This window comes from Arcicella sp. LKC2W (assembly GCF_034931005.1).
Taxonomy (GTDB): domain Bacteria; phylum Bacteroidota; class Bacteroidia; order Cytophagales; family Spirosomataceae; genus Arcicella.
Genome location: NZ_JAYGIN010000012.1, coordinates 205127 through 229149, shown reverse-complemented (window position 1 = coordinate 229149; position 24023 = coordinate 205127). Strand labels below are relative to the sequence as shown.

Here is a 24023-nt window from a genome sequence, read left to right as displayed (position 1 = left end):
ATTCGAATGTTGATATTTGAGCAAGTATTGAAGTTGTATAAACTCACTCAATCACCAAATTTGTTAATCACTAATTATACTCACTCCCACTTCACCTTCACAAAAATATCTGTATTCCTCCCTTTATCATCACTACAAGAAATCTTGATTTTTCCTGCTTCGGGAACAAAGAAAATGGGCGTGTTGGGCGTTGCTTTTTGTAGTAATTTATCGTTAATATACCAATAAATTTCCTTCACATCGTTTCTGACTTGGGCATTTAGCATCAATTTTTGCGTATCGTTTTTATCCAAAATATATTCTGAACCATCCACGGGATAGACAATTTGCGGAGCATTTTCTGCAAAAACTCTTTCACATTTTGGGTTATGCGGAGGAATATTGGCATAAAGAATATGTTTGGTTTCAAACCAACTCACTAACTCTGGGGCGTGATTTGGATAAATCTTTTTCACCGCCCCGCTATCAGGCAAACAATGCGAGCAATAACTCATTCGTTCATCCGCACTTACATATACATATTTGGCGTGCGTACACACAGTCATTTTAGAAACACTCGGAATGTAATAATCCGTTATTTGATTGATACAGAACTCGTTGGGAACATCTCCGCTTTCTGCACAAACCTTTCTCAATGCAATATTCTCAGGTGATTTGAACCATTTTGAGGAAGAATTATAATCAATCGTATTGAAAATATCGAATAATAATGGCGTAGCAATATTTGCTCCCGAAAGTTCTGGAACGCCCTCGCCAGAGAAATTTCCTATCCAAACGCCAACGGTATATTTGGCATTGTAACCAATACTCCAAGCATCTTTTTTACCGAAAGATGTTCCCGTTTTCCAAGCAATTTTGGGCATTCTGTACGTGTAAGCGTAGTTGTTGGGTAAATCTGGACGGGTTATTTGGGTTAGGATTTGATTGATTAAGTAGGTAGATTCGGGGGAAATGATTTCGGATTTCAGATTGACTATTGATGATTGGTCTTCCGATTTAATATATTTCGCCTTTTGAAATTGTCCTTCATTTGCAAAACTTGAAAACAAATTGGTCAACTCTTCCAAAGTCACACCACAACCACCCAAAACTAAGGATAATCCTAATTTGGATGAATTCTTTTTTACCGCTTGAAAATCAGCTTTTTTGAGTTTGTCAACCAAAACGGGCGTAGAAATTTCCTTCAATAATTTCACGGCAGGAATATTCAGTGAATTTGCCAAAGCGTATTCAATCGTGATTTTACCATGAAATAATTTATCAAAATTCTCAGGTACAAAACCGCCAAAATTCGTTGGAACGTCATTAATGGTGGTTTTTGGCGTAATAATCCCTTTGTCGAAAGCCGTTGCGTATAAAAGTGGTTTTAGTGTACTTCCTGGTGAACGAATCGCTCGCACGCCATCCACTTGCCCACCATCCACAGGATTGTTAAAATCTGCCGAACCTATATATGCCTCTACTTGATGCGTTTGGTTGTTGATAACCATCACGGCGGCGTTATGAATATTCATGGCATAAAGCCGACTCACGTAGTTTTGTACAATTTTCTCAATCGTCAATTGCTTATTCCGAATCAAGGAAGAATGAATATTTGCCTCGGTTGGATACTCATTTTTTAGGCGTAAAGAAAGGTGTGGGGCAAGTTTGGGTGCTTCGTGTCTTTTAACGTTTAAAGGTTCGCTCAAAGCATCGTCAATGTCTTGATTATGAAATACTTCTGACTTTTTAAATTCATTCAGCCAACGATTTCTTTCCTTCAAAATGAAGTCATTATTAATGCCCAGACGCAAACTTGATGGACGATTGGGGATAATTGCCAAAGCCATCACTTCAGCCAAACTCAATACATCGGGCGACTTCTGAAAGTACAAAATAGAGGCTGATTTGATACCTTCGATATTTGAGCCATAAGGCACAAGATTTAGATATAATTGGAGGATTTCATCTTTGGAATAATGTACTTCCAACTGAAAAGCCCGCAGGATTTCAATGATTTTATTGAAATATGTTCGACTTTGGGGATTCAATAAACGCACCACTTGCATTGTGATGGTACTCGCCCCCGAGGTGCGTCTGCCCGTGAATACATTACGCACACCTGCTCTTGCAATGGCAAAAGGATTGACCCCAAAATGCCAACGAAACCAACGGTCTTCCTTATAAACAATGGCTTTTTCGAGCGTTGGCGTAATCTCCGAAAACTCCGTTTTCATTCGCCATTTATCTTGATTATTTAAAAAAGCATGAAGCACTTTTCCTTCCGAATCCGTAATTAAAGTAGAATAATTGGGCTGAACTTTGAAGGGAAAAATTAAGTCTAAGGCTACAAAAAGCAACAAGCCGTAAGAAATGACTCTTACGGCTTTATATTGGAAAATTCTTTTTAGGAATGGGATTGTGGTTTGTTTTAAGTGGTTGAGATTCATTCCATTTCTTTAATTTTACTTTCAATAAATTCAGTATGGCGTTTCATTTCTGACTTTACGATTTGATTAATTTCTTCATCGGTTAATTGTTCTGAGTAGGGCTTTTTTATTTTAATAGGCTGTAATTTGGTAGACGTGGTTACATTAATCGCATAATGAGAATCTTCAAAATCAATCATAATTCCGGTTAAGAAAGAAGTCTCTATTAAGCTCAATTGTTTCATATTCTCAAACAGAAATCTGATTCCTATACGTTTTGGATGATAATAATCAGAATTAAGTTTTTGTAAAATAGAATTGATATAATCAATCGTCTTAACATTTCTTCCCCACTTCCACTTATTATCTTCAAAAACTTCCAAGCGATTCTTTAAATAAAACTTTTCAAATTTTTGGGATTGTTTTATAAATGTTTCACTAAGCTTAATAAATGAATTTATATATACTTCTTTAACTGTAATTTTATTTTTATCAATTTTTACAGTGTCTCCCATCCCCTTTAACTTCTGCTCCAACAAAGCAATCTCCTTATCCAAATCATCAGGTTCTTCAATTGATTCTCCCTTTGCTCCTTTAATCATGATGGTTAAAGAATGAATAAGATTTTGAGCAATGTATTCTACAAATGGTTGTAAATTTCCTGCATCGGCTAAACGCAAAACGTTAAAATAATTTTCTTTGTCGTCTGTTCTGATAATGACGGGTGGATAGCCAAATCGCATCAAAATAAAATTCATGATTAACCTTGCCGTTCTTCCATTTCCATCATCAAAAGGATGGATTCTGATAAAACGATAATGAAATTCTGTTGCTAATAGAATGGGTTGAATATCACTTTTTGCTTGCTCTTCTTGATACCAAGCCATTAAATCACCCATTTTTGCAGGCGTTTCTTCGGGTGTAGCAAAGTAGAATATTTCACCCGTTTGCGTTAATACATGATTGGGAACGGTTTTGTATTGTCCAACGCTTATTCTTCTTGTCGTAATAATTCCTTCAGCAGAAATAGACTTTTTTTCGTAAGATTCCTTTAGTAGTAAAGTGTGCAATTCACGAATAAAACTTTCGGTTAATGGGCGTTCTTGCTTTACAATATCTTCAATCCATTTTACTGCTTCATCGTGTCCAGTTATCTCGAAATGGTCTTTTAGAGGTTTTCCTTGTGCTGTTAAACCAAATAGAATGAGTGCTTTTGTTTCGCCATAAGTTAACGTATTTCCTTCCAAATGGTTAGAATGATAATTCCAATCTAAACGAAATTTCTGCATAATCATCCCTTCCTGCTCTTTGCTGAGAGGACGGAATGTGTCTAATTCCTGTTTTAACGCCTTTATTTGTTGGTATATCATTTGATTTTGTAGTTTTAATCAATCTTTTCGCTGACACCAATTTGCAATCGCTCGTCGTATAGTGTTGTTGCGTTTTTAACGCTCCTTACGCCTTCGTCTCCCGCAAATACAACTGAACCGTATTCTCCAAACCCAAATACAAAGCATCACAAACCAAAGCGTGACCGATGGAAACTTCTAAAAGATTGGGGATATTTTGTTGGAAATAACGCAAATTATCTAAACTCAAATCGTGTCCTGCGTTGATACCTAAACCTAATTCATTGGCTTTCTGAGCGGCTACGATAAAGTCTTTAATCGCCAATTCACGGTTTTTGAAATAGTTTTCGGCATAAGGTTCGGTATATAATTCTATTCTGTCCGTTCCTGTTTCTTTCGCTCCTTCTATTATGCGTGGGTCGGCATCTACGAAGATTGACGTTCTGATTCCCGCTTCTTGAAACTGAGCAATCAGGTCTTGCAAACGACTTTTGTGCTTAATCGTATCCCAACCTGCGTTGGAAGTAACCGCTCCCAAAGCATCAGGTACAAGCGTTACTTGTGTTGGACGATTGGCAAGGACTAATTCCACAAATTTGGTTTCGGTAGGGTTGCCTTCAATATTAAATTCTGTTGTAACGACTGCCTTCAAATCATATACATCTTGGTAACGAATATGGCGTTCGTCGGGACGTGGATGTACGGTAATTCCTTCCGCACCAAAACGCTCGCAGTCCAACGCTACTTTTACTACATTTGGATTATCGCCACCTCGTGAATTACGAAGGGTAGCTATTTTATTGATATTTACGCTAAGTTTTGTCATGATATTTAAGGTGTTAGTGGTTAGGGTTTAGGTGTTTGTAAATCTCGAAAATAACGAAGGGACATTGTTGACAAACTTCCCGAAAGTTCTAAAACTTTCGGGAAGTTAAGCACTCTACTTAACTGCCCTAAAAATATTCTCCTAAAATACTAACAAGCAATACCCAATAACCAATAACGATTTTATTACTTTTGTGAATTGAACATTGAAAACAAAACTAATGTTCTGTGAATGTTCCAAAGTTAAGGGCAAATACAAAACACAGAACGTAAAACTTAGAACTTTTTATAAAATGTCTTTAAAAACTAATATTGACAATAGCATTAAAGATGCTATGCGTGCCAAAGACCAAGACCGTCTTCGTACACTTCGTGCTATCAAATCATTGATTTTATTGGAAGAAACTTCCGCAACAAATACAACAGGAGGGGAATTGTCAGCAGATGTTGAATTGAAACTTTTAACAAAAGCGGCAAAACAACGTAGAGATTCATTGGAAATTTTCATTGCTCAAGGACGTGAAGATTTAGCTGAAAAGGAGCAAATCGAGTTGACAATCATCGAAGAATTATTGCCCAAGCAATTAACAGAAGATGAATTGAAAGCAAAATTAGAAGAAATCAAAGCTCGTGTTGGTGCTTCTGCTCCGTCGGATATGGGTAAAATGATGGGCGTTGCTACGAAAGAATTAGCTGGTTTGGCTGATGGAAAAGTAGTTTCTGCGATGGTTAAAGCTCTTTTGGCGTAGTTATTAATTATGAGTTATGAATAAAGCGTTCTGCAATCACTCATAATTCATAACTCACAACTCATAATTATAATGAAGTTAATCGACATTCTTATCCTTCTTCCGACTCTCTGGGGGGCGTATATTGGCTACCAACGGGGCATTATCATCGAGGTAATTTCTATTGCCGCTTTCGTGGTTTCGGTCATTATTGGTTTCCGAGTTTTGGGTTATGCCACCGACTGGATTTCTCCTTTTATTAGTAATCGCCTAACCGAAAAGCTTATGCCGTATATTGGCTTCGGGGCGGTGTTTTTTCCCATTGTTTTTCTGATTAATAAATTAGGTTGGTTACTTCGTAAATCAATCCGTTATACTGTTTTTGGCAGTTTTGACTCACTCGCAGGAGCAATCGTAGGAGCATTTACGTGGGCGTTTGGGATTAGTATTTTTCTGTGGTTGACTTCATCAATCGGTATAAAACTCCCTCCGAAAGAAACCGAAAACACTTATCTTTATCCAATCGTAAAGCCTCTTGCCCCAAAAGTGATTGAAAAAGCAATTGACGTTGTACCGAAGCAAATTGATAAATGGCGAGCGTAGGCTTCATGGAACACAGATGACGCAGATGCTTTCAGCAACGCAGATTTAAACAGATTTTTTTGTTCGAGAATAAATATAATCGGAATTATGTACTTAAAAATGCAAATGCAAATTTGACCCAAATTAACCGCTGACGGGGTGAAAAACCGCCGTCAGGGTCTTCTCCCGTAACCCTGACTGCGGTTTTTCACCCCGTCAGCGGTTTTGCATTAATAATTAATGTAAGTTGCGTATTATAAAAAGCAAAATCTTTCAATATCGACCTAAATTTGGTTTGCCAACTAAATTTACTCTCAATGAAAGATTTTACTATTGCAATTTATTGTTTTGTGGACGATTTATTACTAAAAATTGATAATAAATCTATTGACAAACGTCGTAAACTGAGTAATTCTCAAGTTATCACTACTGTCATTATTTCTGCAAAATACTTTTATGGTAACCAAACATCAGCCTGTGGTTATTTAGCAAGTCATCACGGTTTTAACGTCCCAGACAAGAGTAATTTTAATCGAATATTGCACAGCTTAACAGAATTGATTGCTGATTTATTCTCTGCCTTAGGCGTAATATTCAAGAATCTAAATACCGAAAGTGTTTACCTAATTGACTCATTTCCAGTGCCCGTTTGTAAAAATATTCGTATCTGTCGAACAAAAATAGTGCAAGGGAAGGAGTTTAGAGGGTTTAATGCTTCTAAAAGAGAATATTTTTACGGGTTCAAGGCGGTCCGACGTTTCGGTTCATGTGATTACTACAGGAAAAGGTATTCCAGTTGAGTTTATGGTCACAGCTGGTAGTATTCATGACAATACAACATTCCAAGTAATGGATATAAACCTTCCTAAGAATGGAGATTTATATGGTGATGCCGCTTACTTAAACCAACAACATAGAGAATTACTTTTAGAATTTAATCAAATAAGACTCAAAGCTGCTACTAAGAAAAACTCTGTTGTAAAAAATACGTGGGCAGAAGAACTTGAAAATCGCTATTATCGGAAAACAATTGAAAATACGTTTGCTGAGATTAACGCAAAGTTTCCAAAGAAGATTCATGCAGTAACAGCAAAAGGATTTCTATTGAAAATACTCTGTTTCATCATTATGTATATACTGGATAAGCAATTTTCAGTTTAACGCAACTTACATTAAGTATATAGTTCCGAATATAATTATACTCAAAAAAGAACATTACAATTATTTGATAATTAGCTTAACCTATACAAAATTTTTGTCAACGGTCCCTTTAATCTGCGTCATCTGCGTGCCACACATTATCTCATGGAAAAACTTTTCACAACCATATTTTTATCCTTCACGATTCTCTCAAACTACGCCCAAGAAATCAATTTTGAAAAAGGTTCTTGGCAAGAAACCGTTGCCAAAGCAAAAGCTCAAAATAAGCCTATTTTTATCGACTTTTTCACAACTTGGTGCGGACCTTGTAAAGAATTGGAGCAAAAGGTTTACTCCAAACCCGAAGTCATTCAAAAAATGAACGTCAGTTTTATCAATTTCAAAATTGATGCAGAAAAAGGCGAAGGTCCAGACTTGGCTCGAAAGTTTGACGTAAGTGCCTATCCATTTTTGGTTTGGGCAGATAAAAATCAAAATGTTTTATTGACCGATGCAGGTTATATGCCCGTGAATGAATTTTTAAAATCGGTGGATAATGCCTTGAATCAGTATCGAGAAGGACGTTTAGAAGATTACGAAACGCAATACCGAGCAGGAAAAAGAGATGCTAATTTCTTGGCAGATTTTATCAACAAACGCCATGCAATGGTCATGGATAATCGGGAATTAGTAGAACAATATTTATTGGCAATTCCAACGGCTGAACAAACCTCCGAAAAGACCTTAAAGCTCCTTTCTCAAAACACATTTACGCTCAATGGCAAGGCAATTGAATTACTCCAAAATCAGGCTATTTTCAAGAAATACGGCATCTCAACGCTCGAAACCGTTTCAACAACTATAATGGAATATTTTCGGAATGCTTTGAGAACTAAGAATTTAGATTTATTAGAAAAGTTAGCAGGTTTAAACCTAAAACTTAATCCCGTTGAGGCAGGGCGACAAAATGAGCGTTATCGCATGGAGTTTTACAAATCCATGAATAATACGCCCAAATATTTAGAAACGGCTCAGAATTTAGCTGATAAATATTTGATGAATATTTCAAAAGAAGAATTGAATAAACAGAATTTAGCTCATTTTCAAGAATTTATGTTGCCGTATCGTACAGGAAAGCAAGATTCTGTAAAAATTGGAAAAGTTAGATTTGATGCCATGAAAAAACTGCATAGTCGCTACGCAAGTATTAACTTTGCATCGGATTTAGATGGTTTGGCAGAAGAATTTTACAAAAATGTAAGCGAAAAAGCCGTTCTACAAAAAGCCATTGTATGGGCAAAAAGAGCCAATGAAATCGACGAAACACCCGATTATTGGAACACCTACGCACATTTATTGTACAAAATGGGCATTAAATCCGAAGCAATTACCGCTGAAGAAAAAGCACTAAATTTAGCCAAAACATTGAAAGGGTTGACTTTTAAATATGAAGAAGCATTGGCGAAGATGAAGGATGGGAAGTTGTGATATAATGTTTATAAGCAAGAAGAACAAATAAATTGATATTATAAATATTGTCGTCATGTCATAGGGACGTATCGCATACCAATGCTATCAACTTAAGAAATTTATCTGTCTAACGCTGTCACGGTTTTGAACCCTGACAGCGTTGAAAATGGAATTGTCTCAATTTTGGAACAATTCAAAAGACCTTAAATTGACAGCATTGGTATTGGATACGCCCCTACACAATATCAATTTATTAATTCTAAACAATTATTTTAGTAATTTGAGAATAAATAATATAAGAAATAATAAATGAAAATACTAATAACAGGCGGGGCGGGGTTTGTCGGTTCGGCACTTGCCATCAACATTAAAAGTAATTATCCAACTTACGAAGTTATCTGTTTGGATAATCTCAAACGTAAAGGTTCAGAACTCAATTTGCCTCGTTTGGCGAAAGCTGGGGCAGTTTTTGTTCACGGAGATATTCGTAATAAAGAAGATTTTGATGCTCTTCCAAAAGTAGATTTTGTCATTGAGGCATCGGCTGAACCTTCGGTTTTAGCAGGATTAGACGGAACGCCTGATTATTTGATAAATACCAATTTGGTCGGAACAATCAATTGCTTGAATTATACCAAAAAGTGCGGTGCGAGTTTTATTTTCCTTTCAACGAGCCGTATTTATCCAATCAAAGCCATTGAAAAACTGAATTATGAAGAGCAAGAAACTCGTTTTGCTTTGACGGATAATCAACCCGTTAGAGGGGTTTCTGCCAAAGGAATTGCCGAAGATTTCCCATTAGACGGTGCGAGGTCTTTGTACGGAGCAACTAAATTGGCTTCAGAGTTAATGATTCACGAATACAACGAATTTTACGGCATGAAAACCGTTATCAACCGTTGTGGCGTATTGACTGGCCCTTGGCAAATGGGTAAAATTGACCAAGGCGTTATGGTGCTTTGGGTAGCAAAACATTATTGGGAACAAAAATTAGCGTATATCGGATATGGTGGCTCGGGCAGACAAACTCGTGATATGTTGCACGTGAAAGATTTGTATAAACTCGTTGATTTTCAGATACATAATATTGATAAAGTCAATGGTGAAATCTTGAACGTAGGCGGTGGCGTAGAAGTAAGTGCTTCGTTGCAAGAGTTGACAAAAATTTGTCAAGAAGTAACAGGCAAGACCATTCCAATTACACCTGTAACCGAAAATCGTGCGGCAGATATTCCTTTGTACGTAACGGATAATTCAAAAGTAACGGCTTTGACAGGTTGGAAACCAGAAATTTCAATGAAACAAATCGTGCAAGAAATTACCGATTGGATTACCGAAAATGAAGAATCTTTAGCTTATGTTTTGAAGTAGGAGAGTTGTGCCGTACAAACTTCTCGAAAGTTCTAAAGCTTTCGAGGAGTTAATTCTGCAATTAATTGACAATCAGTCAAGTAGCGTAATAAATAATTTCCTATATTCGTTAAATGTTTTCAAGTTCAATAGATTCGTCAAACTGACCCACCAAACGATATGAAAAAACTATTACTATTTTTCTTATTGATACCTTTCTTAACAACTGCTCAAATTCAAGTCAGCACGAGTTTTAGTTATGCCGTTGAAAAAGGCTTTGGACATGAAGCTAATTTTGCGGGTTCGGGTTTTGAATTGAGTTTAAGAAAGCACCATTCAGATAAATTCAGAACGACCGCAACAACGGGAGCTTACGATATGCGTTTGGCTTTGGTGGCAGTTTCTAATTACGATTATTCATCAAAAGTTTTTGGGTATTCTTATAAAACCGTAGTGCCACTGACGGTAGGAGGTGAGTATTATCTTTTAAGTAAAACCTTGGTAAAACCTTTTGTTGGACTTGAAACAGGAGCTTTTTATACAAAATACGATTCTCAAATTAATGAAGTTTATCGGAGTTATGTACCACCTTTAGAAACTGGCACAAGACTAAATTGGGGCTTTTCACCAAGTTTGGGTATTCATTTACAAGAATATGCCGACCGATTAGGGATTTTCGTCAAAGTAAAATATACAGGAATTACGTACTCAGAAGGGTATAATAATTTAGTGAGTTTAAATGCAGGAATTACTTTCAAATTTGGAAAAAAAATTCTCTGGAAACCACCCGTTATTGAAGTGCCAGAAACCACTCCTTATTATGAGAAAAAATAGGAGGGGGTTGAGAGGAAAGTGGAAATGAGTAAACAAAAAAAGATTGGAAACATAAATGTGTACGGTTATCCCTTTGTCCATTCCTTATAACTTTTTCTCGCCTACAAAAGATAACGGAACTATCTACAATTTGTCGCAGAATAAAATTAGACCACAGATTGTACTGATTCAACGGATTTACACGGATAAATTTAAAGAAAAATCAGTGTAAATCTGTTTTATCTGTTCTATCCGTGGTCTAATTTTGTCTTGCGACAAATTGTAGATAATTCCGAAAGATAATACCAATCCATTACCTCATCAGGTTGAATTTTTATTACATTGCTCAAGACCAATAAAACCAAAGTTCTGGAAGCTAACCAAACTGGCACTTTGGCAATTTCTGAAAACTTCTCAATCGTAATTTTTTGATTTTCAGCTAAATACTCCATTAAAATCTTTTCCTTATCTCCATAAGTAAACTTGATTCCTTCCTCATTTTCACGACGTAAAATTTGTCTAACTTCACGGCTCGCTTGTACCGAACGGTCATTTACTCGTACATAAGCTTTGCCTTTTTCTTCATTTTCGAGTTGAACAAAATGGGGTTTGTCAGAGCTTTTTGGAATTGAAAATACCAATACATCACGTTCATCAGTAACGGCTATTCTTTCTATTTCGTAATGTAAGGCAGGAAAGCAATTTCGTTCAATGGCACGTACCAGAATGTATTCATCCTCATCCACAAATTTTAAACCCGAAATGGTTTTATCATCACCAACACCCACCAAAAGTTTTCCTCCTTTGGTATTAGCAAAAGCAACAATTTCACGGATGATTTTTTCGGGATGATTGGCTTTTAGTTTAAATTCGAGCGTAGAGCCTTCTCCCTGACGAACCAGATTTTTTAAATCCTTCAAATTCATATCCGAAACACGGCTATGGCTATCAGTTTTTTCGAAGTAGGCTGCAAGTCCTTGATTCATAATATTTTATGATTTGGGTATGCTGATAAATAACGCAAGGCTTTACTTAAAGATAATAAATAAAAACTTACGAAAACCTATATTGTCGGCAAATAATTTTTCTTTAAAACTACTAATTCAATAGACTTTATCTATCTTTGCAAAAAAAATAGCTTAAAACATAATAAATCATGTTTTGCTAAGCAAAGAAATAAACTTTGTAGCATTCATTTTCAATAAATATGCAAGCGTTAATCGAGAAATTAGACAATCTTTCATTGGAAGAAGGTCTAAAATATATCACCGAGAACTACAACAATGTAGTATTTTCAAGCTCTTTCGGACAAGAAGACCAAGTAATCACAGATGCTATTTTTCGCAATGATTTGAATATCAGAGTCTTTACTTTGGATACTGGTCGTCTTTTTCAAGAAACTTATGAGTTGATGGATTCTACCAAAACTAAGTATAAGAAAGAGTTCGAAACATATTTTCCGAATACCGCAAGAGTAGAAGCGTTGGTAAAGGAAAAAGGTTTCAACAGTTTTTATTTTTCTGTTGAAAATCGTAAAGAATGTTGTTTTATTCGTAAAATTGAGCCTCTAAAAAGAGCCTTAGCAGGTGCTGAAATCTGGATTACAGGTTTACGTTCTGAACAGTCAGAAAACCGTGCCGATATGAAAATTGTAGAGTGGGACGAAGGCAATAAAGTAATAAAATACAATCCATTAATTCATTGGACTTATGAGCAAGTGCTTGATTATTTGAAAGCTAATCGAGTGCCAGACAATCCGCTTCACCGTAAAGGATTTATCTCAATCGGTTGTTTGCCTTGTACACGTGCTATCCAAGAAGGAGAAAATCCAAGAGCAGGACGTTGGTCGTGGGAAGCCTCACAGAAAGAATGTGGATTACATAGTTGATAGAGAATAATTAATAGAGAATAGTTGATAATTTTGTTAAAAATCAACCCTTAATACTCAATAATCAATGTACAATATTGAAGAAAAAGAATCTGTAATGAAATTTATGTGCTTCTTGATACTTAATAATTAGTACATAATACATACAAGACTATATTATGAATTCTGAAATTCCAAAGCACGGATTTTTTCCTCGTGAACTTGAAGATGAAGCCATTTACATTATGCGTGAAGTGGCGGCACAGTTTGAAAAACCCGCTCTACTTTTTTCGGGTGGAAAAGACTCTATTACCCTTGTTCGTTTGGCTCAAAAGGCATTTTATCCAGGTAAAATTCCTTTTCCATTGGTTCACGTGGACACAGGACATAACTTTCCAGAAACCGTAGCATTTCGTGATTGGCTTGCTAAAGAAACAGGTGCTGAACTGATTGTGAGATATGTGCAAGATTCCATCAATCAAGGAAAAGCAAAGGAAGAAACAGGTAAATATGCTTCAAGAAATGCCCTTCAAACTGTAACCCTTTTGGATGCTATCGAAGAATTCAAATTTGATGCGTGTATTGGTGGTGCAAGACGTGACGAAGAAAAGGCTCGTGCCAAAGAACGTATTTTCTCGGTTCGTGATGACTTTGGTCAGTGGGATGCAAAACGCCAACGTCCAGAATTATTCGATATGTTGAACGGACGTATTGCGATTGGTGAAAATGTAAGAGTATTCCCGATTTCAAACTGGACAGAATTGGACGTTTGGAATTATATTAAAGAAGAAAAAATGGCGATTCCGTCAATTTATTATTCTCACCAACGTCAAGTAATTGAGCGTGATGGTATGTTATGGGCTGATTCAGAACACCTTAACAAAGATGCTGACGAAATTCCATTCGAGGCAACCGTTCGTTTCCGTACCGTTGGCGATATGACTTGTACGGCTGCCGTAGCTTCGGAAGCAGTTGAATTAGATGATATTATTGGAGAAATTCTTTCTGCCGAAATCTCAGAACGTGGTGCCAGAATCGACGATAAACGCTCGGAAGCTGCCATGGAAAAACGTAAACAACAAGGATATTTTTGATGTATTTAGTGAATTGTGATTGAGTGATTTAGTGAATAACACTATCACGTCACTTAAAATGGAGTAATTTTTCATTTCGATTACAATCACTAATTCACTCAATCGCTCAATTACTCAATAAAAAAATGGACATTCTCAGAATTGCAACCGCTGGTTCGGTAGATGATGGCAAAAGCACATTAATCGGACGACTTTTATACGAAACAAAGTCAATCACTAAAGATAAAATTGAAGCATTAGAAACGGCTTCAAAACGTAAAGGCTTAGATTTTCTTGACCTTTCTTTATTAACTGATGGACTTATCGCCGAACGTGAACAAGGTATCACGATTGACGTAGCCAATATTTATTTTTCAACGCCACAACGCAAATACATCATTGCGGATACCCCAGGTCACTTTGAATACACTCGTAACATGGTTACGGGAGCATCAAATACCAAGGTTTCTATGATTTTGATTGATGCTCGTAATGGTGTTTTGGAACAAACTTACCGTCACTTTTTCATCGCATCTATGTTACGCATTCCGAAAGTAATTGTGTGTGTCAATAAGATGGATTTAGTGGGATATTCGGAAGAAAAATTCAACGCAATTAAAGCTGATATTCAAGCGATTGCTGATAAAGTTTCTTTTGATGGACAGGAAGTTACCTTTATTCCAATGTCGTCATTGTACGGACAAAATATTTCGATTCAAGCAACTGAAATGACTTGGTACGCTGGTTTGCCTTTATTGGCGGAATTAGAATCGACTTCTTTTGACGAAATCAAAAAGCCTGCTCGTTTTCCAGTGCAGTTTGTAGTAAGACCCAAAACGGAAGAATTCCACGATTATAGAGGTTACGCAGGTAAAATTGCTTCGGGGTCATTCTCAGTAGGCGAAGAAGTAACGGTTTTACCAACAGGACAAACTTCAAAAATTGCCACTATCGAGAAATTCGGAACGCAATTGCAAACCGCAGGAGCGAAAGAATCGGTAGTGATTACTTTGGAAACTGACGTGGATGTTTCTCGTGGAAATATGTTGGTAAAAGCAGACAATCAGCCAAGCCAATTAAAGGAAATTGCCGCAAGAATTTGTTGGATGGATTCTCAGGCTTTGGTTTCGGGTAAAACATATATGCTTCAACATGGAATTAACGATTCAAAAGCTAAAGTTGTTTCTTTAAGTTCAAAAATTGACGTAGTAAATCAAGAAACGATTGAATCAGGCGTTTCAGAATTAAAATTGAACGAAATTGGCGATATTATTATCAAAACAGCCAAGCCAATTTTTGCTGATAAATACGCCGATAATCCTGCTAACGGAGCATTTATTTTAATAGATGACCAGACTAATTCAACGGTTGGTGTTGGGTTTGTTTTGTAGAAAAAGTATCAAAATTTGATGTTATATCTTTACAGAAGTCGTCCTTTTAAAGGACGACTTCTGTGTTTTCTGCCGTTATTTCATAAATATTCACCTATTGTTTCAACCAGTCCATCCATTCTTTTGCTACTTCATCCCCTCGATAAATTCTGTCAATTATTTTTCCAGAATCGTCTTTTTTTAATTCAAAAAATTGGTGGTCGTGGTTGATATGAGCTTTTAATGTTAGATTTTTCTTCCCTTTTTCGATAAATTCTAAAGGTAAATAGTCTAAAGCAATCGTTACTTCATTGTCTTCTGTTCCATACGCAATGTACAATGGTGTGTTGATTTTCAATAAGTTATCTAAATTTTTGGTGGAAAAAGAATGCCATGCGTAATAGGTATCTCCAAAACTTTTATCAACTGATTTTGGATATTTACAAACATCCTCCCAACCTTTATAAAGTTGGTCAATTTGTTTTTGAGCTTCTTCTGCTGATATTTTGCCATCTTTTACAGCTTGTCGATTACGGAAAATTTCATACTCAAATCGTCTGCCTGCATGACCCGAAAAAAGAATGGTATGCGAAATAGATTTATTAAAATTTGCTACCAAATTTGCCCCGACGGTAAAGCCTTCTGAACCACCACAAAACACTACTTTTTTCGTATCAATCCAAGTTTGTTTTATCAGATAATTAATCACTTGATTGCATTGTGAAGTAGCCTTATCAAGATTATTATTTACCATATATTTTCGGTTCAAAAATGTGGTATCTCCCGTTTTCATACCTTCTTCAAATTTTGCTATATACGTAGAGTCGGCAACTAAACGAGTGCCTAACTTCTGAACCATGACGAAATGATAATCATTTTTGTACGGTTTTATCTGAAAGGGAAATCGGGGGTAATATTTCTCTTGATAAATCTCAATTAAAGGTTCGGGACGAGAGCCTTGTCGGAAGAAAAAGAGTGGTTTTTAAATTTTCAAGTCTTCTTTTGTTCCAAAAACAATGAATGTTGTTGTGTCTTTGCCATCGGGCAAATGAAAAACCTGACAAAGGTCTTCTAAACGAGTAGTTTGAGAAAAACTACAAAAGTAAATGCAAGATAAAAAGGTGAGTAAGAAGAGTTTTCTCATGATTTTGATAGAATTTATTTTCCCAAAACACGGAGTTTTTTAAATAAGCCACAAATCATTTAACATCTTTTAAGTTAAAACCCTCTTTTAACCTAATTTTGCACTTCGTTAATGGCAATCTCAAGCTAAAACTCGAACTACTTCGTATGTTTTACGGTTTTGATTGAAGGAATAAATACCACACAAAAAATGGCAAAACGCAATTTCGGGGCAGAAGTAGCCCCAGAAGACAAGAAAAAAGTGAGTAAGGAAGGTTTCAACAAAGCCTTGAATATTTTTAGATTTACACTTCCCTACAAAGGAACATTCTTTATTGGATTTATATTTTTAGTTCTCTCGCAGATGACTTCCATGAGCATTCCCTTGTTGATGGGGCAGATGGTTGGAGCGATTGTTTCGCCTCAAAAACCTGTTAATCAGGCTCTTGCTAATATTCCAAATAACGGAATTGGGCAGAAAATACAGTCGATGCTAAGTCCGCAATCGGTTAATTTAACGCTTAATGACGTTACCATACTTTTTGTTGTGCTGTTGATTTTGCAAGCGGCTTTTTCATTTTTTAGAGTATATACTTTCACAAGAGTTTCGGAGCAATCAATGCGAGACTTACGCAAGGCTCTTTATACCAAAATTATTACGTTACCGATTCCATTTTTCGAGAAAAACCGTGTTGGTGAACTCATGAGCCGTATTACTACGGATATTACGCAGTTGCAAGATGTACTTTCAATCACTTTAGCCGAACTTTTTCGTCAGATTTTCACGCTCGTGGGTGGTATCATTTTGATTTCGTTTTTATCAAGCAAATTGACGCTTTTTATGTTGATGACGTTTCCGTTTTTGGTAGTTGCTGCCATTATTTTCGGAAGATTTATCCGTAAAAATGCTAAAAAAGTACAAGACGAATTGGCTTCAACGAATATCATCGTGGAAGAAACATTGCAGTCTATCAATGTCGTAAAAGCCTTTACCAACGAAGCCTTAGAAGTAAAAAGATACAGTTCATCGGTTCAAAAAGTGGTTGATTATGCTTTGAAAGCGGCAACATTCAGAGGTGGATTTATCTCATTTATCATCTTCGTGCTTTTTGGTGGCGTTGTTGGCGTGGTTTGGTACGGCGGGAACTTGGTTTTACAGGGTGAATTAGCCTTTAAAGACCTTTTCACGTTTATTATCTACACTGGTTTCATTGGCGGTTCAGTTGGTGGTTTAGGCGATATGTATGCCCAAATTCAGAGAACGATTGGAGCATCAGAAAGAATTTTAGAAATTTTAGATGAGAAATCAGAAATAAGTGTCGATGAAAGAATGGTAAGTCGGAAGTCAGAAGTTGTAGCAACTTCAACGCCTAAAATTGCTTACAAAAATGTCGCATTTGCGTATCCATCTCGTCCAGATATGGAAGTTTTGAAGAATATATCCTTAGAGGTAAAATCAGGTGAAAAAGTGGGTTTAGTTGGTTATTCGGGAGCAGGGAAATCAACGATTGTTCAGTTATTGATGCGATATTATAAACTTTCAAGCGGTGAAATTTTGGTCGAAGGAAAAAACATTAATGATTATGATTTAACCGAATTACGTAAAAAAATTGCCATCGTTCCGCAAGAAGTAATGCTTTTTGGAGGAACGATTTATGAGAATATTTCTTACGGAAACCCAAATGCTTCTGAAAATGAAGTAATTGCCGCTGCCAAAAAAGCCAATGCCTTTGATTTTATTGATTCTTTCCCTGAGCAATTTCAAACCATTGTGGGTGAACGTGGCGTGAAATTATCGGGTGGACAACGCCAAAGAATTGCCATTGCCCGTGCTATTTTGAAAGACCCAGCCATTTTAGTGTTGGATGAAGCCACAAGTGCTTTAGATTCTGAATCGGAGAAACTGGTGCAAGATGCTTTAGACGTTTTGATGCAAAACCGTACTACCATTATCATTGCTCACCGTTTGGCAACTATCCGTAATGTTGATACAATTTATGTGTTGAAAGAAGGCGAAGTTGCCGAAAAAGGTTCGCATGATGCTTTGATTTCAATTGAAGGCGGAATTTATGCTAATTTGGTAAAATTACAGTACGAGAATAATATGGTTCTTGAAGGTTAATAAAGTAGAACAGGTTGGAAAAGACAGGTTGGAAACCTGTACTACTTATCAGTCCAACTAACATAGAAATTTAGTGGTTTTGTAAAGATTATTTTATGATGATTTACTTTGTATAAAGGCTTAATTGTCAGCTGGTTAGTTTATAAATAACCATTAAATACGATTATACCACTTGATAATTAATTTAAAAAACGCAGACTAATATGAAAAAGTCTGCGTTTTTTTGTGAACAAATTTGTCTTTTATAATTAATTTATATATTTTGTACAAAAAAATAATTATATATTCATATTTTGAATACCTATTTATTTGATTTGTCTAAGTGATTTTTTTGAAAACTTATACTCATCAAAATTTTTGTACCAAAAACAATACTATGAACAAATGTATTTTCTTAGACCGTGATGGCGTATTAAATGTGGATAGAGTCGATTATGTATATCGTCTTGAAGATTTAATTATTCCAGAAGGTACGATTGAGGCTCTCCAAAAATTAAAAGCAGCAGGATATTTATTGATTGTGATTACCAATCAATCAGGAATTGCGAAGGGAATTTATACTCGTGAAGACGTTTTAATGTGCCATAATTACTTTCAGGAGCAATGTGGTAATTTGTTAGATGATATTTATTTCAGTCCGCATCACGAAAAATTTACATCGGCTTCGTTGACACGTAAACCTGATTCTTTGATGATTGAAAAAGCGATGGCAAAATATAAAATTGACCCTAATACTTCTTGGATGATTGGTGATGCTCACCGAGACATTACAGCGGGGAAAAAAGCGGGCGTAAAAACCATTCATTTAACTGAAAAACCAGAAGAATCGCAATCGGAAATTACAACCAGTGATTTACTAAGAGCAAGCGAATTAGTTTTGGCGTAAATAAAGTAACTCAGACTTTAGTCTGGAAACGATATTAATTCATTTTCAAAAGTATAAAAATAGACCACGGATTATACAGATTTAACGGATTTACATAGATAAATGTCTGTGTCAATCCGTTAAATCTATTAAATCTGTGGTCTATTTGTTTATGACAGATTCAGACTGAAGTCTGAGTTACTTTTTCTCTGGCAACATAATCACTTTAATCATGTTTTCAGCGAAATATTTTTTAGCAGCGGTTTTGGTACTTTCTACCGTTACTTTTTTCAACATTTCGTCTTCTTTCAATACTTCTTTTACGTCTTCACCGTCTTGATATTGTCCTTGTAAGTAACCCAACCAGAAGCCATTATCACGTAATTGCGTTTCAGTTTGACGTTTCGTTTCTGCTTTAAACTTCTCAATATCAGTAGCTTCTGCTCCAGCATCTTTCACTTTTTGGATTTCTGCTAAAGTACGGCTTACCAATTTTTCCACGTTTTCTGGAGCACATTGGAAGGCAATTCTGAAATTGTAACGTTTTGCAGGTACTTTAGTCGTTGAACCACTTACACCCACACCATAAACACCCGATTCTTCCTCACGTAATTTTTCGATTAATTTGATTTCTAACACTTCTGAAAGTGCTTCAACTTGTGTTTCGTTTTCGGGCGTAACTTCATAGTCACCCGACCAAACCATTGTTACACGTGCTTTAGCTTCTGTTCCTTTATAAAGTGTTTTTTCCACTTTTCCTTTTGGAGGACGAATGCCCAAATCTTTAAACGTTTCCTTGCGTTTTGTTGAAGGTAAACCGCCTAAATATTTCTCTAATAAAGGTTTAATCTCTTCATTTTTGAAATTTCCAACTAATACAAACGTAAAATCAGAAGCATCAGCGTAACGTTCTTTATAAATGTCAAAAGCACGTTGAGCGTCAATTTTTTCCATTCTTTCCTCCGTCATTGGTAAATTTCTTGGAGCGTAGTTACTCAAAATTGCACTTAGTGAATCGTTATAAACTTTCTCTGGTGTAAGCGTTTTCTGCTGATTTGACAAAGCATCACGTTGGGTAGCTAAAAACCCTTTGATAACTTCTCCGTCAAAACGTGGTTGCGTAAAATAGCTATAAATCAATTGCAAAGAGGTTTCAAAGTCTTTTGGTGAAGTTGAACCGTTGAAATTCTCGGAAGTTCCTGTAATGTACGGCATAACTCTTGCTACTTTGCCTGTCATCATTTTACGAAGATTGATTGAAGAAAACTCTCCCAAACCACCAATTGAAGCAATTGTAGAAGCCAAACGAGCGTTATCAGCATCTTTATCGGCGTACAAATTTGTTCCACCCAAGCTATATGCACCAATCAAAATTTCGTCATTTTTGAAGTCAGTTGGTTTTAAAACCGCTTTTACGCCATTGGCAAATGTCAATTCAGTAATGCCTACTTCTGGAATTTGTTTAGTTGCTGTAACTTTTGAACCTACTGGCAATTTTGCGATTAAAGGTTTATCAACTGTTTGGTCAACGTAAGCCGTTACGTTTTTGCCCGCAGTATTCAACCATTCTCTGATTTGTGCTTCGGTTGGTAAAGTTGCTTTGTCTTTTTCGGGAGCCATCAAAATTACTGCACGATTATCAGCCGTAATCAATGTATTACTCAAAGCGTTTACTTCTTCTAATTTTACACCATCTAAATGTTTCTTCGTGAAATCGTAGCTAAAATCTGGCGAAGTCAAATTTTCATCTTCTGTAAATGCTCCGACTAAACCTTCAGCCATTTGCTCAGAATCCGTTTTGTCTTTTTCCTTGAAAGCACGCTCTTGTCCGACCATATATTGGGTTTTCGCACGAGCTAATTCAGAAGCAGCAAACCCGAATTTTTTAGCTCTTTCAGTTTCTTCTAAAATCGCTTTTAAACCTTTTTCAACATTTCCACCTTTGGCAACTACGAAAGAAGTGAAAGCATCAAGATTTCCTAAAAATCCACCGTAACCAGCATATCCGAATTGAAAAGGAGGGTCGGCTTTTTGCGTAAGTTCTTGAATACGAGACGATAACATTTGGTTGAACAATGAACGAACCATACCATCACGACGGTCTTGATAAGTTACGTCTTTGCGTTTTGGTTGTTTGTTCAAAATCTGGATAATCGTATTCGGTTGCTCAGGGTCAGTAACAATCGCAACGTCTGTTCCGCCCGTCAAAGGAATTGTATATTTTGTTCTTTCCTTTTCATTGGCAGGGTTTTGAATACCGCTGAATTTTTCGATAATCATTTTTTCTACCATATCCACGTCAATATCTCCTACAACGGCAACAGCCTCTAAATCAGGACGATAAAAGTCTTGGTGGAATTGTTTTAAAACATCATATTTGAAGTTTTTCAAAACATCGTCTTTACCGATTGGTAAACGTTTTGCGTATTGCGAATTATTCAAAATTACAGGGAAATATTTGTCACGCATACGTGCCTGAGCCCCTTTTCCTGTACGAGATTCTTCCAAAACTACGCCTCTTTCTTTATCAATTTCAGAAGGGTCGAGGGTTGCATTATGAGCCCAATCTTCCAAAATTTGCATTCCTTTTTTGAAAACCTCAATTGAATCTGTCGGAACGGGCAACATATAAACCGTTTCGTCAAAACTCGTGTAAGCATTCAAATCTGCTCCGAAGCGAACCCCAGATTTTTGTAAGAAATTAACCAATTCATTTTTAGGGAAATTTTTCGTTCCGTTAAAATTCATGTGTTCCATGAAGTGAGCAAGTCCTTGTTGTTCGTCATTTTCGAGAACCGAACCCGCTTTAACCGCCAAACGCAACTGAGCCCGATTTTTGGGTTCAGCATTTTTCATGATGTAATATTTTAAACCGTTAGGAAGAACGCCCGTTTTAACCCGAGAATCCATTGGGAGAAGCATTTTGCTCAAATCTTCTTGAGCGAAAGTTGCATGGTTGGAAAGAAGCCCCAACGCCAAACCAGCAACCAGTGTAGTGATTTTTTTCATTTGAAATAGAGTTCCTCTGACCCCAACAGAGGTGTTTTTATTTTAGATTAGGGGGTAATTTGTAGCACGAAAAATTACTCCCGTAGCATAGGCACAATTTAGTGTTATTTTGTAGAATAACGGTGATAAGATTTGGAAATTGTTGTTTGGAAAATATCTAACGGTCAAATTTCTTTAAATACTCTCTTTTTGCGTAAAAGTAGGTGAGTACAAAAAATGTTGCAATATCAACCAATAATAAAAACATATATTCAATGCCAATGCCTTTTGGAGAATAATATAGTACCGCAAGCAAGCCTAATAAGCCAATGCCAAAAATGATGCGTCCTCTAAAAATGCTTACTTTACGCCAAATATCTTCATCTTCGAAATACATAGAAACATTAACAGGAGGCATTGGAATTAGAGAATAATAGTTGCCATAAAGCATGGTTGCCATAAAAATAAAGGTTTCTGAGAGGCTTATGATATTTCCAAACTTAATGTAAAAGAGATATAAAAGCCCTGCCAAACATACTTGGCTAATGGTAAAAAGTAGGTCAACTCTTTTTCCTAAAAAAATCATTTTATCATTTCCGTTTAAAAAAGAATCTCTTTGCGTAAAAATATAGACGCAAGTCATAGAAACATTTAGAATAGAAATGAATGCTAATGGATAGGTTGATTCTTTGTTGCCAGTTTCATTTCTTAGTAGATTTGAAATAAAAAATAGGGAAATTGGTACGATGCAAAGTGCAATTTTTTGAATTAAATTTGGGGTTTTCATAGTGTAAATGTTTTAAGTGATAACGTTTTAAGTGAGTAAATACACAGATTATTGATTCTTCAATTCTTGTTCTATAAAATTCAAAAGTGTTTGTTTATCAGGTAGTTGAAGCATATATTTTGAGATAAATAATTCATTTTCAAGCCCTGCGGTAGCATATTCAACCAAAGCATCATCCTTGTCTGCACACAAAATTATGCCTACGGGTGGATTGTCGCCTTCAGTCATTTCGTTTTTACGGAAATAATTTAGATACATCAACATTTGCCCAGAATCTGCATGGTCAAATTTTCCTAATTTTAGGTCAATTAATACATGACACTTCAATATTCTATGATAAAAAACTAAATCAATTCGATAATGTGTATTGCCAAAAGTGATTCGTTTTTGTCTGGCTTCATAGCAAAATCCTCGCCCCAATTCTGTCAAAAACGATTGTAAATGATTGATAATAGCAGTTTCTAAATCAGTTTCCGAATATTGAGATTTCTCTTCTAAACCTATAAATTCTAAAAAATAAGGATTTCTAACGATGTCTTTGACTTCAAAAGGCTTTTGGTCTTTGATTTTTGCAATAACCCCTTTTTTATCTGTTGAAAGTCCCGTTCTTTCAAATAATAAAGTATCAATTGCTCTCTCCAATTCTCGAACTTTCCACGCATTTTTAACCGTTTCTATTTCATAAAATCGTCTTTTTAAATCAGAATCAAGGCGTAATAATTCTATAAAATGAGAGAAAGAAAGTGTGTTGATAAGCGTTTCAACAGGTAGCATCAATTCCTGATATGAATCATCATTTGGATTTTTTAATTGCTCAGATACTGACTGGTTAATTGCATTTTTGAATTTGGCAGACACTGTCTGCCAAATTTGAGGATAAGTCAAATAAAACTGTCGGAATTGTCGAAGATTTCGGTCTGAAAACCCAATATTACCTTTCAATTTCATTTGTTGTGAAATGTTTAAGAGTAATTGTTTCCCATAGGTTGCCCTGTCTTCGCCCTTCTGTTCAAATTCCACGATATAGCAACCAATCAGCCAATTTCTAATGGTTTGTAAACTATTTACCTGCTTAACTGCCTGCGAGGACAATTGGATGTGAGTAGATTCAATCGAATTTATTAATTGTTCAAAGTTCATTTGACGTTGTTTTAAGGAGTAAAA

Annotated in this window: 21 protein-coding genes; 12 read left to right on the top strand and 9 right to left on the bottom strand. The window is 36.0% G+C overall.

Going from position 1 to position 24023, the window contains the following annotated elements; genetic code table 11:
* Positions 1–80 precede the first annotated feature (80 nt).
* The 3 genes from pbpC to VB796_RS11820 form a co-directional block, all read right to left on the bottom strand.
* The gene (gene pbpC / locus VB796_RS11830) at positions 81–2429 is read right to left on the bottom strand and encodes a penicillin-binding protein 1C (RefSeq protein ID WP_323346751.1); all 2349 of its coding nucleotides are present in this window, start codon (positions 2427–2429) and stop codon (positions 81–83) included.
* Positions 2426–3778, bottom strand: coding sequence for a Fic family protein (locus tag VB796_RS11825; RefSeq protein WP_323346750.1), 1353 nt, complete (start codon positions 3776–3778; stop codon positions 2426–2428). Before VB796_RS11825 ends, pbpC begins: the two co-directional genes overlap by 4 nt.
* An 85-nt stretch (positions 3779–3863) precedes the next feature.
* A complete protein-coding gene (locus VB796_RS11820) occupies positions 3864–4583 on the bottom strand; it encodes a pyridoxine 5'-phosphate synthase (RefSeq protein WP_323346749.1) in 720 nt (239 codons plus the stop codon).
* Positions 4584–4875: 292 nt separating this feature from the next.
* Here VB796_RS11820 and VB796_RS11815 point away from each other — a divergent pair, with 292 nt between their 5' ends.
* The 7 genes from VB796_RS11815 (at position 4876) to VB796_RS11785 (ending at position 10686) form a co-directional block, all read left to right on the top strand.
* On the top strand, positions 4876–5331 hold the full coding sequence (locus VB796_RS11815) for a GatB/YqeY domain-containing protein (protein ID WP_323346748.1): 456 nt from the start codon (positions 4876–4878) through the stop codon (positions 5329–5331).
* A 72-nt stretch (positions 5332–5403) separates the two neighbouring features.
* On the top strand, positions 5404–5913 hold the full coding sequence (locus VB796_RS11810; RefSeq protein WP_323346747.1) for a CvpA family protein: 510 nt from the start codon (positions 5404–5406) through the stop codon (positions 5911–5913).
* A 296-nt stretch (positions 5914–6209) separates the two neighbouring features.
* Positions 6210–6692: a hypothetical protein gene (locus VB796_RS11805; protein ID WP_323346794.1), complete on the top strand. Its 483-nt coding sequence runs from the start codon at positions 6210–6212 to the stop codon at positions 6690–6692.
* Positions 6604–7053: a transposase gene (locus VB796_RS11800; RefSeq protein ID WP_323346746.1), complete on the top strand. Its 450-nt coding sequence runs from the start codon at positions 6604–6606 to the stop codon at positions 7051–7053. Before VB796_RS11805 ends, VB796_RS11800 begins: the two co-directional genes overlap by 89 nt.
* A 144-nt stretch (positions 7054–7197) precedes the next feature.
* Positions 7198–8520: a thioredoxin family protein gene (locus VB796_RS11795; RefSeq protein ID WP_323346745.1), complete on the top strand. Its 1323-nt coding sequence runs from the start codon at positions 7198–7200 to the stop codon at positions 8518–8520.
* 291 nt (positions 8521–8811) lie between these two features.
* Positions 8812–9873: an NAD-dependent epimerase/dehydratase family protein gene (locus tag VB796_RS11790; protein WP_323346744.1), complete on the top strand. Its 1062-nt coding sequence runs from the start codon at positions 8812–8814 to the stop codon at positions 9871–9873.
* Positions 9874–10032: 159 nt separating this feature from the next.
* Positions 10033–10686: a hypothetical protein gene (locus VB796_RS11785; RefSeq protein ID WP_323346743.1), complete on the top strand. Its 654-nt coding sequence runs from the start codon at positions 10033–10035 to the stop codon at positions 10684–10686.
* 227 nt (positions 10687–10913) lie between these two features.
* Here VB796_RS11785 and VB796_RS11780 read toward each other — a convergent pair whose 3' ends face one another.
* On the bottom strand, positions 10914–11651 hold the full coding sequence (locus tag VB796_RS11780) for an ATP-binding protein (protein ID WP_323346742.1): 738 nt from the start codon (positions 11649–11651) through the stop codon (positions 10914–10916).
* A gap of 221 nt (positions 11652–11872) precedes the next feature.
* Here VB796_RS11780 and VB796_RS11775 point away from each other — a divergent pair, with 221 nt between their 5' ends.
* The 3 genes from VB796_RS11775 to VB796_RS11765 all read left to right on the top strand — a co-directional run bounded on the left by VB796_RS11775 (position 11873) and on the right by VB796_RS11765 (position 14996).
* Complete coding sequence (locus VB796_RS11775) at positions 11873–12553, top strand: phosphoadenylyl-sulfate reductase (protein WP_323346741.1); 681 nt, start codon at positions 11873–11875, stop codon at positions 12551–12553.
* Between the two features lie 158 nt (positions 12554–12711).
* A complete protein-coding gene (gene cysD, locus VB796_RS11770; RefSeq protein ID WP_323346740.1) occupies positions 12712–13626 on the top strand; it encodes a sulfate adenylyltransferase subunit CysD in 915 nt (304 codons plus the stop codon).
* Positions 13627–13751: 125 nt separating this feature from the next.
* Positions 13752–14996, top strand: a complete 1245-nt coding sequence (locus tag VB796_RS11765) for a sulfate adenylyltransferase subunit 1 (protein ID WP_323346739.1) — start codon at positions 13752–13754, stop codon at positions 14994–14996.
* Positions 14997–15090: 94 nt separating this feature from the next.
* Here the strand turns inward: VB796_RS11765 and VB796_RS11760 are convergent, their stop codons facing one another.
* Positions 15091–15834: a hypothetical protein gene (locus VB796_RS11760; RefSeq protein WP_323346738.1), complete on the bottom strand. Its 744-nt coding sequence runs from the start codon at positions 15832–15834 to the stop codon at positions 15091–15093.
* Between the two features lie 123 nt (positions 15835–15957).
* Positions 15958–16119, bottom strand: coding sequence for a hypothetical protein (locus VB796_RS11755; protein ID WP_323346737.1), 162 nt, complete (start codon positions 16117–16119; stop codon positions 15958–15960).
* A 189-nt stretch (positions 16120–16308) separates the two neighbouring features.
* On the opposite strand from VB796_RS11755, the gene VB796_RS11750 reads away from it, so the two are divergent.
* Positions 16309–18219, top strand: a complete 1911-nt coding sequence (locus tag VB796_RS11750; RefSeq protein WP_323346736.1) for an ABC transporter ATP-binding protein — start codon at positions 16309–16311, stop codon at positions 18217–18219.
* A gap of 376 nt (positions 18220–18595) precedes the next feature.
* Entirely contained in the window at positions 18596–19105 is a 510-nt protein-coding gene (locus VB796_RS11745; RefSeq protein WP_109741259.1) for a D-glycero-alpha-D-manno-heptose-1,7-bisphosphate 7-phosphatase, read from the top strand.
* A gap of 177 nt (positions 19106–19282) precedes the next feature.
* Here VB796_RS11745 and VB796_RS11740 read toward each other — a convergent pair whose 3' ends face one another.
* From VB796_RS11740 to VB796_RS11730, 3 genes are all read right to left on the bottom strand, one after another.
* Positions 19283–22093, bottom strand: coding sequence for a M16 family metallopeptidase (locus VB796_RS11740; protein ID WP_323346735.1), 2811 nt, complete (start codon positions 22091–22093; stop codon positions 19283–19285).
* 157 nt (positions 22094–22250) lie between these two features.
* The gene (locus VB796_RS11735) at positions 22251–22859 is read right to left on the bottom strand and encodes a hypothetical protein (protein ID WP_323346734.1); all 609 of its coding nucleotides are present in this window, start codon (positions 22857–22859) and stop codon (positions 22251–22253) included.
* Between the two features lie 48 nt (positions 22860–22907).
* Positions 22908–23999, bottom strand: coding sequence for a PDDEXK nuclease domain-containing protein (locus VB796_RS11730; RefSeq protein WP_323346733.1), 1092 nt, complete (start codon positions 23997–23999; stop codon positions 22908–22910).
* Positions 24000–24023 lie beyond the last annotated feature (24 nt).